Origin of the sequence: Frondihabitans australicus (assembly GCF_003634555.1) — a bacterium.
Taxonomy (GTDB): Bacteria; Actinomycetota; Actinomycetes; order Actinomycetales; family Microbacteriaceae; genus Frondihabitans; species Frondihabitans australicus.
In genome coordinates this window covers 550,537-565,109 of the sequence record NZ_RBKS01000001.1, presented here as the reverse complement: position 1 = coordinate 565,109, position 14,573 = coordinate 550,537, and the positions used below count along the sequence as shown (strand labels likewise).

13 protein-coding genes are annotated in these 14,573 nt (G+C 68.8%); 7 read left to right on the top strand and 6 right to left on the bottom strand.

Annotated elements, in window-relative coordinates; genetic code table 11:
- From C8E83_RS02610 to C8E83_RS02595, 4 genes are all read left to right on the top strand, one after another.
- On the top strand, positions 1 to 1,041 hold the full coding sequence (locus C8E83_RS02610; RefSeq protein ID WP_170159823.1) for an ABC transporter permease: 1,041 nt from the start codon (positions 1 to 3) through the stop codon (positions 1,039 to 1,041).
- 54 nt (positions 1,042 to 1,095) lie between these two features.
- The gene (locus C8E83_RS02605; protein ID WP_121368300.1) at positions 1,096 to 1,980 is read left to right on the top strand and encodes an ABC transporter permease; all 885 of its coding nucleotides are present in this window, start codon (positions 1,096 to 1,098) and stop codon (positions 1,978 to 1,980) included.
- Positions 1,981 to 2,043: 63 nt separating this feature from the next.
- The gene (locus tag C8E83_RS02600) at positions 2,044 to 3,708 is read left to right on the top strand and encodes an ABC transporter substrate-binding protein (RefSeq protein WP_121368299.1); all 1,665 of its coding nucleotides are present in this window, start codon (positions 2,044 to 2,046) and stop codon (positions 3,706 to 3,708) included.
- A gap of 82 nt (positions 3,709 to 3,790) precedes the next feature.
- Complete coding sequence (locus tag C8E83_RS02595) at positions 3,791 to 5,101, top strand: NtaA/DmoA family FMN-dependent monooxygenase (RefSeq protein WP_211331648.1); 1,311 nt, start codon at positions 3,791 to 3,793, stop codon at positions 5,099 to 5,101.
- Between the two features lie 88 nt (positions 5,102 to 5,189).
- On the opposite strand, the gene C8E83_RS02590 is transcribed toward C8E83_RS02595, so the two are convergent.
- Positions 5,190 to 6,506, bottom strand: a complete 1,317-nt coding sequence (locus C8E83_RS02590; protein ID WP_121368298.1) for an NtaA/DmoA family FMN-dependent monooxygenase — start codon at positions 6,504 to 6,506, stop codon at positions 5,190 to 5,192.
- Between the two features lie 146 nt (positions 6,507 to 6,652).
- Here C8E83_RS02590 and C8E83_RS02585 point away from each other — a divergent pair, with 146 nt between their 5' ends.
- The gene (locus C8E83_RS02585) at positions 6,653 to 7,963 is read left to right on the top strand and encodes an NtaA/DmoA family FMN-dependent monooxygenase (protein WP_121368297.1); all 1,311 of its coding nucleotides are present in this window, start codon (positions 6,653 to 6,655) and stop codon (positions 7,961 to 7,963) included.
- Between the two features lie 15 nt (positions 7,964 to 7,978).
- On the opposite strand, the gene C8E83_RS02580 is transcribed toward C8E83_RS02585, so the two are convergent.
- The 5 genes from C8E83_RS02580 to C8E83_RS02560 form a co-directional block, all read right to left on the bottom strand.
- The gene (locus C8E83_RS02580; protein ID WP_121368296.1) at positions 7,979 to 9,364 is read right to left on the bottom strand and encodes a cation:dicarboxylate symporter family transporter; all 1,386 of its coding nucleotides are present in this window, start codon (positions 9,362 to 9,364) and stop codon (positions 7,979 to 7,981) included.
- 97 nt (positions 9,365 to 9,461) lie between these two features.
- Positions 9,462 to 10,364, bottom strand: coding sequence for a substrate-binding domain-containing protein (locus tag C8E83_RS02575; RefSeq protein WP_211331647.1), 903 nt, complete (start codon positions 10,362 to 10,364; stop codon positions 9,462 to 9,464).
- Complete coding sequence (locus C8E83_RS02570) at positions 10,357 to 11,220, bottom strand: amidohydrolase family protein (RefSeq protein ID WP_121368294.1); 864 nt, start codon at positions 11,218 to 11,220, stop codon at positions 10,357 to 10,359. Before C8E83_RS02570 ends, C8E83_RS02575 begins: the two co-directional genes overlap by 8 nt.
- Positions 11,217 to 11,918 carry a 4-carboxy-4-hydroxy-2-oxoadipate aldolase/oxaloacetate decarboxylase gene (gene ligK / locus C8E83_RS02565; RefSeq protein ID WP_121368293.1) on the bottom strand — a complete coding sequence of 234 codons (702 nt, stop codon included), beginning with the start codon at positions 11,916 to 11,918 and terminating at the stop codon, positions 11,217 to 11,219. Before ligK ends, C8E83_RS02570 begins: the two co-directional genes overlap by 4 nt.
- Positions 11,915 to 12,940, bottom strand: coding sequence for an amidohydrolase family protein (locus C8E83_RS02560; RefSeq protein WP_121368292.1), 1,026 nt, complete (start codon positions 12,938 to 12,940; stop codon positions 11,915 to 11,917). Before C8E83_RS02560 ends, ligK begins: the two co-directional genes overlap by 4 nt.
- Before the next feature lie 129 nt (positions 12,941 to 13,069).
- Between C8E83_RS02560 and C8E83_RS02555 the strand changes: the two genes are divergently transcribed.
- Both C8E83_RS02555 and C8E83_RS02550 read left to right on the top strand, forming a co-directional pair.
- On the top strand, positions 13,070 to 13,720 hold the full coding sequence (locus C8E83_RS02555) for a GntR family transcriptional regulator (protein ID WP_211331646.1): 651 nt from the start codon (positions 13,070 to 13,072) through the stop codon (positions 13,718 to 13,720).
- A 125-nt stretch (positions 13,721 to 13,845) separates the two neighbouring features.
- Positions 13,846 to 14,526, top strand: a complete 681-nt coding sequence (locus C8E83_RS02550) for a hemerythrin domain-containing protein (RefSeq protein ID WP_121368291.1) — start codon at positions 13,846 to 13,848, stop codon at positions 14,524 to 14,526.
- The last annotated feature ends 47 nt before the right edge of the window (positions 14,527 to 14,573 follow it).

Here is a 14,573-nt window from a genome sequence, read left to right as displayed (position 1 = left end):
ATGAAGATCCTTGCCAACAACCACCTCTGGTGGGCCCGGCGCGTCGTGATGCTGCCGATCTACCTGTTCTTCTTCGCCATCGCGGTGTTCTTCCTCGTCCGTCTGATCCCCGGCGACCCGGTGATCAACGCGGCCGGCGGCCAGAACCAGACGCACGCGCAGTACCTCTCGACGCAGAAGGCCCTCGGGCTGAACGGGTCGATCGGGCACCAGCTGCTCACCTACCTCGGCAACCTGGTGACCCTGCACCTGGGCACCAGCTTCGCCTCGGGATCCGAGGTGCTCGCCGACCTGATCCGGGTCATCCCCGGCACCGTGGAGACCGCGCTGCTCGCCTCCTTCGGGATCGTGCTGCTCGGCTTCCTCGTCGGCACGAGCGTGATGCTCCGGCCCGACAGCGCCGTCTCGCGCATCTGCGTCTGGATCGCACGGGCCGCCGGGGCGGTGCCGGACTTCGTGATCGGCATCTTCGGGATCCTGGTGCTGTACCTGCTGCTGCACATCGCGCCGGCGCCGATCGGTCTCTTCGACGTCACGCTCAGCGCTCCGCCCACGGTCACCGGGTTCCCGCTGATCGACGCGCTCATCGCCGGCGACTCGGCCGTGTTCACCTCCGAGATCGCGCACCTGTGGCTGCCCTGCCTCGTGCTGGTCCTCGCCTACGGGCCGATGCTCGTCAAGGTGCTGATCCCCTCCATCGAGGCGGCGGCGGGCGCGAACTCGACGAAGTTCCTCGTCTCGACCGGCTGGAAGAACTCCACGGTGCTCGCCTCGGTGTGGCGCCGCGCCGCTCCCCCGGCGGTGGCCATGTTCGGCACGCTCTTCGGCTACCTCCTCGGCGGCGCCGTCGTCGTCGAGCAGCTGTTCGCCCTGCAGGGGTCGGCGAACTACGCGGTCAACGCGGTGAAGCGGTCGGACTACCTGGCACTGCAGGGCATCCTGCTCGCCATCGCGCTGATCTCGCTGATCGTGTTCCTCCTCGTCGACATCATCACCGGGGTCCTGGACCCCAGGAGGCGGGTGTTCCGTGCCGCGTCCTGAGTTCCGCCCCTCCCTCCTCCGCTCCGCCGACTCCCCTCGAAAGGTGCGTGCCTGATGTCGTCAGCCACCGAGATCGTCGAGAAGACCCTGCCCGCGGACGACCTGATGGTCCCGTCGGCGCCCCGCCGCATGCCTCGCATCAGCACGTTCCTGTACGGGCTCGGCGTGGTCGTGATCCTGTTCCTCTGCGCGTTCGGCAACCACCTGAGCCGGTTCCCGTCGACGAAGGTCATCGCCGACACCTACGTGCTGCCCGGCGCCACCCACTGGTTCGGCACCGACTCCACCGGCATGGACGTCTTCTCGCGGACCGTCGCCGGCTTCCGCTACGACGTCGTCATCGGCCTCGGCGCCGCGGTCGCCTGCACCCTGGTCGGCATGATCGTCGGAGTCGTCGCGGCCGTCGCCGAACGCTCGAACGTGGCGGGCGTGCGCGTCGTCGGCGGGCTGATCGTGCGGATCCTGGATCTCCTCCAGGCTCTGCCCGCGATCATCATCGGCCTCGTGCTCGTCGCGTTCTTCGGCGCCAACGAGGTCAGCCTGATCCTGGCCATGGTTGTCGCGCTCAGCCCCAACCAGGCTCGCCTGGTCCGCAGCGAGGTGCTGCGCGTCTCGGGCGAGGTGTTCCTCGAGAACGCGGCCGTGTCGGGCGAGTCGGGCTTCTCGCGGACCTTCCGCTACATCCTGCCGAACGCCGCCTGGCCCGCCCTCGAGAACGCGACGCTCGTGTTCGCGTCGGCCATCGGCATCGTCGCGGGCCTCGGATTCCTCGGCGTCGGCCTCGCCCCGCCCACTCCCGAGTGGGGCTCGATGATCTCGACCGAAGAGCAGGGCGTGCTCGTCGGCAAGTGGTGGCCGGTGCTCTTCCCCTCGGTCGCCATGCTGCTCACCACCGTCTTCATGGTCGCGCTCAACCGCCGGATCATCCGGCACGGCTGAGCCGGCCCACAGCTCCCCTTCCCTCCCTTCCCACCGCACCACCCACCTCCCAGGAGTACAGCCATGCCCATCGCACCCCCGGTCGGCCGGACGCCGCTGCGCCAGCGCCGCGTCGTCAAGGCCGGAATCGCCCTCGCGACAGCAGGACTCTTCGTGGTCCTCGCCGCCTGCTCGTCTCAGGGAGGCTCGTCGAGCTCCGCCTCCTCCGACACCCTCACCATCGTCGAGCCCGACAACAACATGGGGTGGGCGGTCGACTACGCGTTCTCCGGCCTCGAGCAGTCGATCAATACTCAGGCGACGCTGCTCAAGAAGCCGTACGAGAAGACGAGCGAGAACGGCGTCGAGACGCAGAACGCGTCGAAGTTCGACCCGTACCTGGCGAAGTCGGTCGACGTCTCCAGCGACGGCCTCACCTACACCTTCCACCTCACGAACGCGGTCTCGGCCCACGGCAACAAGCTCACCGCCGAAGACGTCCTCTGGTCGTTCCAGCGCAAGTACAACACCCCGACCGCCATCGCCTACGGCGCCGGCTCGCCGGTGCTCTACGACCCCGCCAAGCAGATCAAGGTGATCGACACCCACACCGTGTCGTTCACGATCGCCCGGGCCGGCTACGGCGCGCAGCTCAAGGCGCTCCTCTCCGACCTCATCGGCGAGATCTACGACTCGACGTGGCTGAAGCAGCACGCGACGAAGGCCGACCCGTACGCCGTGAAGTGGTCGGCGACGCACCCGAACTTCGGCTTCGGCCCCTACGAGGTCACGACCTGGAACGCGTCGTCGGGCGCCACCCTCGTCGCCCGCAAGGACTTCGTGCTCGGCCAGGCGGCGGTCAAGAAGATCATCGTGCGAGTGGTTCCCGACTCAGGAGCCCGCGTGACGGCCGTCGAGTCGGGCACCGCCGACATCGCCGAGAACGTCGACCCCGCGGCCAGCGCCCAGGCGAAGAGCAACTCGAACGTCATCGTCCCCGAGGTCAAGGACTCCAACCAGTACATCGAGTTCCCGCTCGTCACCAACAAGGCGCCGTTCAACAACGTCAAGGTCCGCCAGGCGATGGCCTACGCGGTGCCCTACGACAAGATCATCAAGAACGTGTTCCACGGACTCGCCGTGCGCAACGGCTCCGGCTTCCTCGACCGGAAGGCCCCGGGCTACGACGGCACGGGCCTGCCCGACTACACGTACGACGTCGCCAAGGCCAAGGAGCTCCTCAAGGAGGCCGGCGTCACCACCCCGGTGAAGTTCGCCCTCACGGTGTCGGCCTCCGACTCCGACATGGTGAACGCCGCGGTCCAGATTCAATCCGCGGCCAGCGCCGCCGGCTTCGACATCACGATCAACAAGGTCAACCAGTCGCAGTTCAACCTGCAGCGGTCCGACCACTCGTCGCAGGCGTTCATCCTCCGCGACTACGCGATCACGATGGTCCCCGGCTACGAGCTCACCGTGTACACGGCCAAGGGCTCCGGCAACAACTTCGCCGACTGGGAGTACCAGCCGTTCTACGACGCCGTGGCCAAGGGCTACACGTACGAGGACGCCTACTCGGCCGAGGCGGGCAAGGCCTGGAACGCCGCCGAGCAGATCTACATCGACCAGAGCCCGATCGTGTTCATCGGCCAGACGCAGCCGAACGTGCTCCTCAACAAGAAGGTCTCGGGCTACGCGTCCCGCTCCGACCAGTGGATGGACTACTACAACCTGAAGCTCTCGAAGTAGCTCCGACCCGCCCCACCCCGAGGGGTGCCGACGTCTCGTCGGCACCCCTCGGTCGTCCCACCCACACTCAGAAAGGCACCACGTGTTCCAACTCGGCTGGTTCGGCAACCTCACCGCCCCGGAGTGGACGGCATCGCCCACCTCCCCGTACGTCACCGACGATGCGACGAACTGGATGGACGGCCGGTTCTACATCGACCAGGCCCGCAACCTCGAGCGGGCCGGCTTCGACTTCCTCATGCTCGAGGACTCCCTCATGGTCCCCGACATGTACAGGGGCAACAGCGAGATGGCCCTCAAGCACGCCCGTTACGCCCCCAAGCTCGACCCGGTGGTCGCCGCCTCGATGCTCGCCTACGCGACCGAGCACATCGGCATCATCTGCACCGCGTCGACCACGTTCTACAACCCGTTCCAGCTGGCCCGCCAGTTCGCGACGCTCGACCACCTCACGCGCGGCCGAATCGGCTGGAACATGGTGACGTCGTCCGAGGACCGCGCCGCGCAGAACTTCGGCATGGACAAGCTGCCCGAGCACGACCTCCGCTACGAGATGGCCGACGAGTTCAAGCGCGCTGCCGAGGCCCTCTGGGACTCGTGGGACGAGGACGCCATCACGGCCTCCCCCGAGACCGGCTACTACGCCGACTACACGAAGGTCCACCGGGCCGACTTCGAGGGGCGCTTCTACAAGACCCGCGGGCCGCTCAACGTGCCGCGGTCGCCCCAGCACTACCCGGTGTACTGCCAGGCGGGAGGCTCGCCCAAGGGCCGCGACTTCGCGGCGAAGCACACCGACCTGATCCTGAACATCCCCAACGGCCCGGAGGAGATGAAGGCGTTCCGCGACGACATTCGGAAGCGCGCGGAGGGCTTCGGTCGCAACCCCGACGACATCAAGATCTTCTTCGTGATCCTGCCGCTGATCGGCGAGACCGAGGAGCACGCCCGGGAGATCCAGGACGAGTGGAACGGGCGCAAGGAGACGAACTTCGAGATCAACATGTCGCACTTCGAGGCGACGCAGGAGATCGACATGAGCGTCTTCGACCCCGACAAGCCGCTGCCGGCCGACGTCACGACGAACGGCCACCAGTCGACACTCGAGAACACGAAGCGCGCCTGGGGCGACAAGACGATCCGCGAGGCGGCCTCGGGCGGCAGGATCTCGTCGCTCCCGCTGGTGGGCACGGCCGAGACCGTCGCCGACGAGATGGAGGCCGTGATGGAGTACGTGGGCGGCGACGGGTTCCTCATCTACAACCAGCCGATGAGCCGCCACTACATCTCGACGATCACCGACGCGCTCTCGCCCGCGCTGCGTCGTCGCGGCCTGATCCGCTCGGGCTTCAAGCATCAGCTGCTGCGCGACAACCTCCGCGACCCCGCCTAGTAGGCGCGACGCTGTCTCTCTTCACGACAAAACGCGACACCTGCGACGTGGATCCACGTCGCAGGTGTCGCGTTTTGTCGCAGTGGGGCTACCAGGACTCGAGGTTCTCGCGGAAGGTGTCGTGCTCGTACGACTTCCGGATCAGGCCGCGGCGCTTCAGCTCGGGGCACAGGCCGTCGGTGACCTCGGCGAGGGAGCGCCGGGTCAGCTCGTCCTCGATGCCCTGGATCAGGAACCCGTCCATGCGTCCGGTCGCCCGCATGACCTCGTCCATCTGCGAGGCGATCGTCGCGGCGGACCCCACGAAGTCGAGGCCGTAGTTGGCGGGGCCGGTGACGACGTCGCGCAGGGTCTTGCCGGCTCCTGCGGCCGTCCAGGCCTTGTGCGTGGTGGTCTCGCCATTCCCCAGGCGAGTCGGCACGGGGCCGTCGAGGTCGAACTTCGAGAAGTCGATCTCGCCGCCGGAGGTGTACGACATCGCCCAGAGCTTGGCCGCGATCGCCGACGGATCGTGGCGTGAGGCGGCCACGGCGTCGAAGCGCTCCCGGCCGTCGCGGTCGCTCTCGCCGATGTAGGCGTGCGCCATGAAGAAGATGTGCAGGTCGTCGGGGTCGCGGCCGAAGGCGGCGAGGCGGCGGTCCATGTCCGCGCGGAACTCCACCATCTCCTCCGGGCTCTGCACGAGCCCGAGCATGACGTCGGCGTTGCGCGCGGCGAGGTCTCGACCCTTCGGCGAGCCGCCGGCCTGCGCGATCACCGGGCGTCGCTGCGGCCCCGGCACGGTGTTGAGCGGGCCGCGGGTGCGGAAGTACTTCCCCTCGAAGTCGACGGCCTTCACCTTCGTGTGGTCGGCGAAGAACGGCGGGTCGGTCTCGAGCACGAGGGCGTCCGGCTCCCACGACTCCCAGAGCTGCGAGACGGCGTCCATCCACTCCTCGGCCATCACGTAACGCTCGTCGTGCTCGAGGTGGCGCTCGTAGCCGTAGTTCTGCGCGACCCGATGGCTGACGCTCGTGACGACGTTGAAGCCGATCCTGCCCTCGGTGAGGTGGTCGAGCGTCGTGCCGAGTCGGGCGGCCAGATACGGCGGGTACTGGATCGTCGAGATCGTCGACACCAGGCCGATGTGCTTCGTCGCGGCCGCGAGCAGAGGCATCAGGGGCATCGGGTCGTTCTTCGGCGCCATGGCGGCGTGCCGCAGCGTGTAAGCGGCGGAGCCCTCGTAGGTGTCCTCGATCATGGCGGTGTCCTCCAGGAAGAACATGTCGAATCCGCCGCGCTCGAGGCCGCGGGCGACGTCCTGCCAGAAGCCGGGCCCCATCCACTCCGTGCGGTTCTCACCCGCCCAGGGGCCGTGCCAGGTCTTGGGTGCGAAGCCGTTCACGAACCAACCGAGTTTGAACATGACCAGACGGTACCGACGCGCATTTGCGCCGCCATTGCGCCGCCGTAAAAGTCTCGGCGTGGTGCGATCACGGGCGCAGGATCGGCGTAACCCCGGCGGAATCCACGCGTTGCGGCACAGAAACCCCGCTCCCCCACACTCGACCCATGTCTGCTGATCCCTTCCGCCTCGGCTGGTTCGCCAACCTCACCGCACCGAACTGGAACACCGCCTTCCGCGGCAACGACCCGGTCGAGAACTTCTTCTCGGGCCGGTTCCACGTCGACATGGTGCGCGCCATGGAGAAGGCGTGCATGGACTTCATCATGATCGAGGACTCGCTCATGGTGCCGAACGTGCTCGGCGGCGACATGGAGATGGAGCTGAAGCACGCGGTCTACGCGCCGAAGATGGATCCGGTGGTCACGGCGTCGATGCTCGCCGAGGCGACCGAGCGGATCGGCATCATCGCCACCGCGTCGACGACGTTCTACCACCCGTGGCACCTGGCTCGGCAGTTCGCGACGCTCAACAACATCACCCAGGGCCGCATCGGCTGGAACATCGTCACCTCGAGCGAGGACCTCGCCGCGCAGAACTACGGCCTCGACGTGCTGCCCGAGCACGACCTCCGCTACGAGATGGCGGCCGAGTTCGTCGACGTGGCCAAGAAGCTCTGGGCGTCGTGGGAGCCCGACGCGATCGTCGCCGACCCCGAGACCGGCTACTACGCCGACCACACCAAGGTGCACGAGGTGAACCACGAGGGCCGGTTCTACAAGTCGCGTGGGCCCCTGAATCTGCCGGCCGGGCCCGGCGGCCGCCCCGTGTTCTGCCAGGCCGGCTCGTCGCCGAAGGGCCGCGACTTCGCGGCGGCGAACAGCGACGTGATCCTGACGATCCCGAACGGCGTGGAGGGCGCGAAGGAGTACCGGGCCGACGTGCGTCGGCGCGCCGAGGCGATGGGCCGGGATCCTGACGAGATCAAGATCTTCCCCGTGATCCAGCCGATCCTCGCCGAGACGATGGAGCTCGCCCGCGAGAAGCGCGACCGCTGGTTCGCCGACAAGCAGCACGCCATGGAGCTGCAGATGGCGCACATGGCCGGCACGATGGAGATCGACTTCCTGCAGTTCGACCCCGACCAGCCCCTGCCGGACGACGTCACGACGAACGGCCACCAGGGCCAGCTCGACATCTGGCGGAAGGTGCTCGGCGGCCGCACGATCCGCGAGGGCATGAGCGCCATGCGCATCGAGACGGTTCCGCTCGTCGGCACGCCCGACAGCGTGGCCGCCGAGATGGACGAGTTCATGCAGGAGGTCGGCGGCGACGGCTTCTTGATCTTCGGCCAGCCGGTCTCGCGCGAGTACATCAACGACATCACGAACGGGCTCGTGCCGGCGCTGCAGCGCCGCGGGGTCGTGCGCACCTCGTACGCGCACACGACCCTGCGGGAGAACCTGCGGTCGTTCTGAGCCGGGCGCCGGCCGCTACTGCGAGACGAGCGCCGGCTGCTCCTGCTCGGTCTCGTCGGCCTTCCGGGTGAAGGCCGACGGCTCGACGTAGCCCGCGTCGAGCTCGCGATGCATCTGATCCCAGTCGATCGCCTTCTCCCATTTGCCGACCACCACCGTCGCCACGCAGTTCCCGGTGATGTTCGCGAAGACGAACGCGGCCGACATGATCTTCTGCACGCCCAGGATCAGCGCGACGCTGGCCACGGGGATGATGTGGGTCGCGGCGAGCGTCAGCGCGAGGATCGGGATCGAGGATCCTGCGACCCCCGCCCCGCCCTTCGACGTGAGCAGGAGCACGATCATCAGGGTGAGCTGGCCCGTCCAGCCGAGGTGCGTGTCGGTGGCCTGCGCCAGGAACACGCTCGTCGCGGCGAAGAACAGGCACGTGCCGTCGTGGTTGAAGCTGTACGCCGTCGGCAGCACGAGGCCCACGACTTCGTCGCTGACGCCGAGCTTCTTGAGCTTCTCGGTGAGCTGCGGGAACACGCTCTCGGACGACGACGTGCCGATCACGAGCAGCAGCTCGTTGCGGATGTACCGCATGAGCTTCAGCAGGCTGACGTTGGCGTAGTGCGACACGGGCCAGAGCACGAGCACGAAGAAGAGCACGACGGTGAGGAAGAACTCGAGCACGAGCGCGCCGAGCGACACCAGCGTGTGCAGGCCGTAGGTCGCGACCGAGAAGGCGATGGCGGCGCAGGCGGCGAGCGGGGCGAGCTTCATGATCTGGCGGATCATCCAGAACAGCGCCGACTGCGTGGTCTCGACGACGGAGATGAGCGGCGCCGCCTTCTCGCCGACGGCCGAGACGCCGCAGCCGAACAGCACCGAGAAGATCAGGATCTGCAGAATGTTCCCCGACGAGAACGCCCCGATGGCGCTCGTCGGAACGAGGCTCGTCACGAACGTGCCGAACGATTCGTTGGTCGCCGCCTTGGTGCTCGCGCTCTGCGACAGCGTCGACGGGTCGATGTGGAGGCCCACGCCGGGTCGCAGGATGTTGATCGTGACCAGGCCGATGATCAGCGCGAACGTGGTGATGACCTCGAAGTAGACCATCGCCTTGATCGCGATGCGGCCGACCTTGCCGAAGTCGCGCACCTTGGCGATGCCGAGCGTGACCGTGCAGAACACGATCAGGCCCACCACCATCTGGATCAGGTTGATGAAGATCGTCGACACGTCGTTGACGTTGAGACCGACCTTCGGCACGAACACGCCGAGGAGGACGCCGACAACCATGCCGGTGAGCACCTGGAAGGTGAGGTCTTTGTAGAGCGGCCTCGAGAACGGGTTCAGCTGCGTGAAGCTGAAGCGGCCACCCCGGCCCGGGGCCGGGGATGCGATCTGTGCGGACATTCTCTGTCTCGTCTCTGCGCCACTGCGATGGGGCGCGTCGGGGATCGTTGCGGTGGGGTGGGTGCAGGAGCCGGCGGCACCGGCTCCTGCGAAGCGCTCAGGCCCGGGCCGCGAGCAGCTCGCTGACGGGGGCGAACACCTCGTCGCTCGTGACGGGGCGGGGAAGCATGCCCTGCGCGAGGCAGGCGGCGGCGATCTCGTCGACGGGTCCTCGGAGGCGGTCGAGCCCGGCGAGGGTGACGGGCAGATCCTGCGACTCGGAGGCCTTCGCGTCGGCCCGCTCGAGGAGGCCCAGCGTGCGAGCCACGGCCTCGGGGTGCTCGTCGAGCGCCGTCAGCGAGACCGAGACGAGGTGGTTGATCGGCACGTAGCCGTGCTTCAGCGCCCACGCGTGGTCGCGGTCGGCGGCGTGGTCGATGACCGGCACCCACTCGTCGCCGCTCGGCAGGTCGTTGCCGAGGATCGCCGCGTCGATCTCGCCGTCGCGCAGCGCGTCGACGAGGGGGCGCTCGAGGGTGCGGTGCACGAACGACGGCTCGACCGCCTCGGGCACGTGCGGCTCGTCCTGGGTGATCCAGGTGATGTCGGAGGCGGCGACCCCGTAGTCCTCGGCGAGGTGCGACCGGATCCAGAAGCCCGTCGTCTGCGTGTACGACCGCACCCCGACGGTCTTCCCGACGAGCTCTCGGGCGTCGCGGATCGGGTTCGACGCGTGCGAGATGAGGCACTTGCGCTGGAAGCGCCCCGCCACGACGACCGGCAGCAGCGCGATCGGGTGGTCGTAGGCGATCGCCTGGAGGGCCGTGACGATGGCGAGCTCCGACACGTCGAACGCCTGCTCGCGCACCATCGGCGCGAACGCCCTGTGGATCGGCTCGACGTCGGCGAAGTCGAAGCGCACACCCGGGTCGGTGATCTCGCGGTCGCGCAGCAGGCGGGCGATCTCGTGCTTCCCGAGCGCCATCCGCAGGATCGGCGACTCGTCTCTCGACTCAGACATTCGCGCTCGCCTCCGCCATCGCGTAGAAGCGCCGCACCGTGCCGCCGAAGACGTTCGCGGCATCGGCGTCGTCGAGGAAGGCGAGCGACTCGCGCCCCTCCTTGACGAGCGACGCGAGCGAGCCGTCGGCGGCCGGGAAGTTCGAGCCCCACATGAGCCTCGACGACCCGTAGGTCGACAGCAGCGCGTCGAGGAACGCCTCGACGGTCGAGGCCCCCTTCGCAGCGGCGCCGATCGCGCGGTGGGTCAGCTTCAGGTGGACGCCGTCGAAGGCCGCGAGGTCGAACAGGCCGTGCGACGTGCGGTACGGGGCTCCGTCGGAGAGGTCGGGGCGGGCGCAGTGGTCGAGAACCACTCGCGATCCTGGGTACCTCTCGAGGGTCTTCTGGAGGGCGGGGATGCCGTCGATCGTCATCTGGAGGCAGACCGGGATTCCGTGCTCTTCGGCGTACGCCCACGCCGGGTACGAGTCGGGGTGGCCCAGCCAGTCGGCCTGGCCGGGCATCGTCGTGCCGGTGGTGAAGAGGCGGAAGCCGTTCAGGCCCGCCTCCTGCCAGCGCTGGATCGTGGCGACCGCGTCGGGGGCCATCGCGTCGAGCGAGTAGACGCCGACGAGGCGGTCGCGGTGGGCCGCGACAGAGGCTGCGAGGTAGCGGTTGTCGTGGCCGTAGACGGTCGAGGCCTGGACTGCGACGGCCTGGGCGACGCCGGCCGCGTCCATGGCGGCGAGGAGGCCGTCGACGTCGACGGGGTGCTCCTCGGACCAGGTCGACTGCTTTCCGCCGATCGGGTCGCGCGGGTAGGCGTCGAAATCGGTCGAGATGACGTGCGTGTGCGCGTCGGTGAAGGTCGTCATTCGTGATCCTCCGGATCGTCGATGTAGCGGAGTCCCGCAGCCTCGAGGGGGCCGCGCATGGAGTAGATGTCGAGGCCGAGCTCGCTGGCGGCGAGGCGGGCGCGCTTGCCGACCTCGTCGTCGCGCCGCTTCTCGCCAGCGTCGGCGACGGCTGCGGCCTCGGCCCGCGGGATCACGACGACCCCGTCGGCGTCGGCGAGCACGACGTCGCCCGGATGCACCAGGGCGTTGCCGCAGACCACCGGCACGTTGACCGAGCCGAGCGTCGCCTTGACCGTGCCCTTGGCGTGGACGGCGCGGCTGAACACCGGGAAGTCCATGGCCTCGAGCTCGGCGACGTCGCGGCAGCCTCCGTCGACGACGAGCCCGGTCGCGCCGTGAGCCCGCATGCTCGTGGCGAGCAGCTCGCCGAAGAAGCCGTCCTCCGACTCCGTCGTGCACGCCGCGACGACCACGTCGCCCGGGCGCACCTGCTCGGCCGCGACGTGCATCATCCAGTTGTCTCCGGGCTGCAGGAGCACGGTGACCGCCGTCCCGCAGAGCCTCGCCCCCGGGTACACCGGCCGCAGGTACGGCCGCATGAGCCCTCGGCGCCCCATCGCCTCGTGGACCGTGGCCACGTCGAGCGCGGCCAGGCGGTCGACGAGCGCGGGGTCGGTGCGCGTGATCCTGGTGCGGACCACTCCGATGTCGTTCATGCCGTCTCCTTCTGAAGTGCCGCCGCGAGCCTCGGGTAGACCCGCAGCGCGTTTCCGGACTCGATCGCCTCGAGCTCCTCCGGCGAGAGGTCCGCCGCCTCGACGTAGCGTCGCGTGTCGTCGAAGTGGTGGCCGGTGTCGGGGTCGACGCCGCGCACGGCGCCGATCATCTCGGAGGCGAAGAGCACGTTCTCGTGCCCGATCACGTCGAGGAGCAGGTCGATGCCGGGCTGGTGGTAGACGCAGGTGTCGAAGAACACGTTGCCCAGCAGGTGCTCCCGCAGCTCCTGCTTCCCCAGAGCCTGAGCGAGCCCGCGGAACCGGCCCCAGTGGTACGGCACCGCCCCGCCGCCGTGCGGGATCACGAGGCGGAGGGTCGGGAAGTCGCGGAACAGGTCGCCCTCGACGAGCTGCATGAACGCGGTCGTGTCGGCGTTGAGGTAGTGCGCACCGGTGGTGTGGAAGGCGGGGTTCACGCTCGTCGACACGTGCACCATCGCGGGCACGTCGAGCTCGACCAGGCGCTCGTAGAGCGGGTACCACGAGCGATCGGTGAGCGGCGGCGACGTCCAGTGCCCGCCCGACGGGTCGGGGTTGAGGTTCACGGCGACGGCGCCCAGCTCGGTGACGGCGCGGTCCAGCTCGGGCAGGCAGGTCGCCGGGTCGACCCCGGGCGACTGCGGCAGCATGGCGCCGAGGGCGAACCTCGTCGGGTAGAGCGCGACGACGCGGGCGCAGAGGTCGTTGCAGATCGCCGCCCAGACGCTCGAGGTCTCGAAGCCGCCGACGTGGTGGGCCATGAACGAGGCGCGGGGCGAGAAGACGGTGACGTCGATGCCGCGCGCATCCATCTGGCGAAGCTGGTTCGCCTCGATCGACTCGCGGATCTCGTCGTCGGAGATGCGGAGAGACCGCGGGTCAGGTGCGGTCTCCCCGCGCTCGAGCGAGGCGATCTGACGATCGCGCCAGTCGCCCAGCGCAGTCGGCGCCGTCGTGTAGTGACCGTGGCAGTCGATGATCATCCGGGCCTCCTTGCCGCTCGATGCGACCCACGGTACTCGTTGACGACATTGTTGACAATCTTGTCAGCGATTTTTTCGTGAATTTTTTCGGCCGCGTGCCAGAATGACCAGGACGAGACAGGAGCCGACGTGACCATCACCGCGATCAAGGGCGCCGCCGGCCGCACGCACGTGGCCGATGCGATCCGACGAGCTCTCTGGGCCGGCGAGCTCGTCCCCGGCCAGCGACTGGTCGAGCAGGATCTGGCGGACCAGTACGGCGTGACCCGCAACTCGGCCCGCGAGGCCCTCTCGGACCTCGCCGCCGACGACGTCGTCGAGCTCGTGCCGCACCGGGGCGCCCGCATCCGCGTGGTCAGCGTCGACGAGGCCGTGCAGATCACCGAGTGCCGGTCGGCCCTGGAGCGGCTGTGCGCGCGGAAGGCCGCAGTCCTCGCGACGCCCTCCCAGCGCGCCGCACTCGTGGCGGTGGGCGACGGCCTCCGCGAGGCCGTCGCGCAGGGCGCCGTCGAGACGTACTCGACGCTCAACCGACGGCTGCACGACCTCGTGATCGAGTACAGCGGGCAGGTCGTGGCGGCGAGGCAGCTGGAGCGGCTGAACGTGCAGGTCGTGCGCTTCCAGTTCCGCCTGGCGATGCGGCCGGGGCGGCCCGCTCAGTCGCTGCCTCAGCTCCTGAGCATCATCGACGCCGTCGTCGCCGGCGATGCCGATGCCGCTGACGCAGCGGCCGCCGCGCAGCTGCAGAGCGTCATCGACGAGCTGCGCGCGACCGCCTGACCCCTCCCACGGTCGTCGCACCACGGTGCCACGTCTACGCGATTGTGCGTATTGGCATGACGTGGCGGCGCCGTTAGCGTCCGTGCCAGGCGGAGGCACCCGAAGGCCTTCGCCGGGGAGGCGACATGGTCGAGCAGACGCGGGCCGATGACAACGACGTGCGCGGCTGGATGCTCGTGCACGACCAGATCCGCGGCGAGATCCGTGACCAGAGCGCCCAGCTGCTGGCGCTCCGGCGCGATGACACGCAGGCCGCGTGGGCGCTGGCGAAGTGGTGGGCGTCGTTCTCGGCGTCGCTCGTGCACCACATGCAGTCGGAGGACCACCGCATCTGGCCGCAGCTGCGCACCCTCGCGCCCGAGGCGGCGTCTGCCCTCGCCGAGCTGGAGGCCGATCACAGCGCCGTGCTGCGGACACTCGCCGCCGTCGACGAGCGGACGCGCGACCTGCCGTCGCTCGTCCACGCCGCCGACTTCGATGCGCAGAGATCGGCGCTCGTGCGCCAGCTCGACGAGCTGGGGCGCATCGTCGGCGAGCACCTCGAGCGCGAGGAGTCCCTGGTGGCGCCGCTCTTCGCCACGCGGCTCTCCCCCGCCGCATGGGCGCGCCTCGAGCAGGACATGGTGAAGGGGCTCGGCGCCCGCGAGATGGCCGACCTCCTGCCGAGGATGCTGTCGTACGCCGAGCCGTCGACGCGGTACATGATGCTCACCCGCCGCATCCCCGCACCCGTGCGCCTGCTCAACCGGGCGGTGTTCGAGCCGCGGTGGCGTCGCGCTCGGGCGAAGCTGCCGCTCGGAAGCTGAAACCCGACTTTCGCGCTGGCGAAACAGCGTCGAAACGTACGCTCGTT

Excerpts from the sequence above, each read along its gene's own strand:
- C8E83_RS02610 (WP_170159823.1), top strand. The coding sequence starts at position 1 with ATGAAGATCCTTGCCAACAACCACCTCTGGTGGGCCCGGCGCGTCGTG.
- C8E83_RS02605 (WP_121368300.1), top strand. The coding sequence starts at position 1,096 with ATGTCGTCAGCCACCGAGATCGTCGAGAAGACCCTGCCCGCGGACGAC.
- C8E83_RS02600 (WP_121368299.1), top strand. The coding sequence starts at position 2,044 with ATGCCCATCGCACCCCCGGTCGGCCGGACGCCGCTGCGCCAGCGCCGC.
- C8E83_RS02590 (WP_121368298.1), bottom strand. The coding sequence starts at position 6,506 with ATGTTCAAACTCGGTTGGTTCGTGAACGGCTTCGCACCCAAGACCTGG.
- C8E83_RS02585 (WP_121368297.1), top strand. The coding sequence starts at position 6,653 with ATGTCTGCTGATCCCTTCCGCCTCGGCTGGTTCGCCAACCTCACCGCA.
- C8E83_RS02580 (WP_121368296.1), bottom strand. The coding sequence starts at position 9,364 with ATGTCCGCACAGATCGCATCCCCGGCCCCGGGCCGGGGTGGCCGCTTC.
- C8E83_RS02575 (WP_211331647.1), bottom strand. The coding sequence starts at position 10,364 with ATGTCTGAGTCGAGAGACGAGTCGCCGATCCTGCGGATGGCGCTCGGG.
- C8E83_RS02570 (WP_121368294.1), bottom strand. The coding sequence starts at position 11,220 with ATGACGACCTTCACCGACGCGCACACGCACGTCATCTCGACCGATTTC.
- ligK (WP_121368293.1), bottom strand. The coding sequence starts at position 11,918 with ATGAACGACATCGGAGTGGTCCGCACCAGGATCACGCGCACCGACCCC.
- C8E83_RS02560 (WP_121368292.1), bottom strand. The coding sequence starts at position 12,940 with ATGATCATCGACTGCCACGGTCACTACACGACGGCGCCGACTGCGCTG.
- C8E83_RS02550 (WP_121368291.1), top strand. The coding sequence starts at position 13,846 with ATGGTCGAGCAGACGCGGGCCGATGACAACGACGTGCGCGGCTGGATG.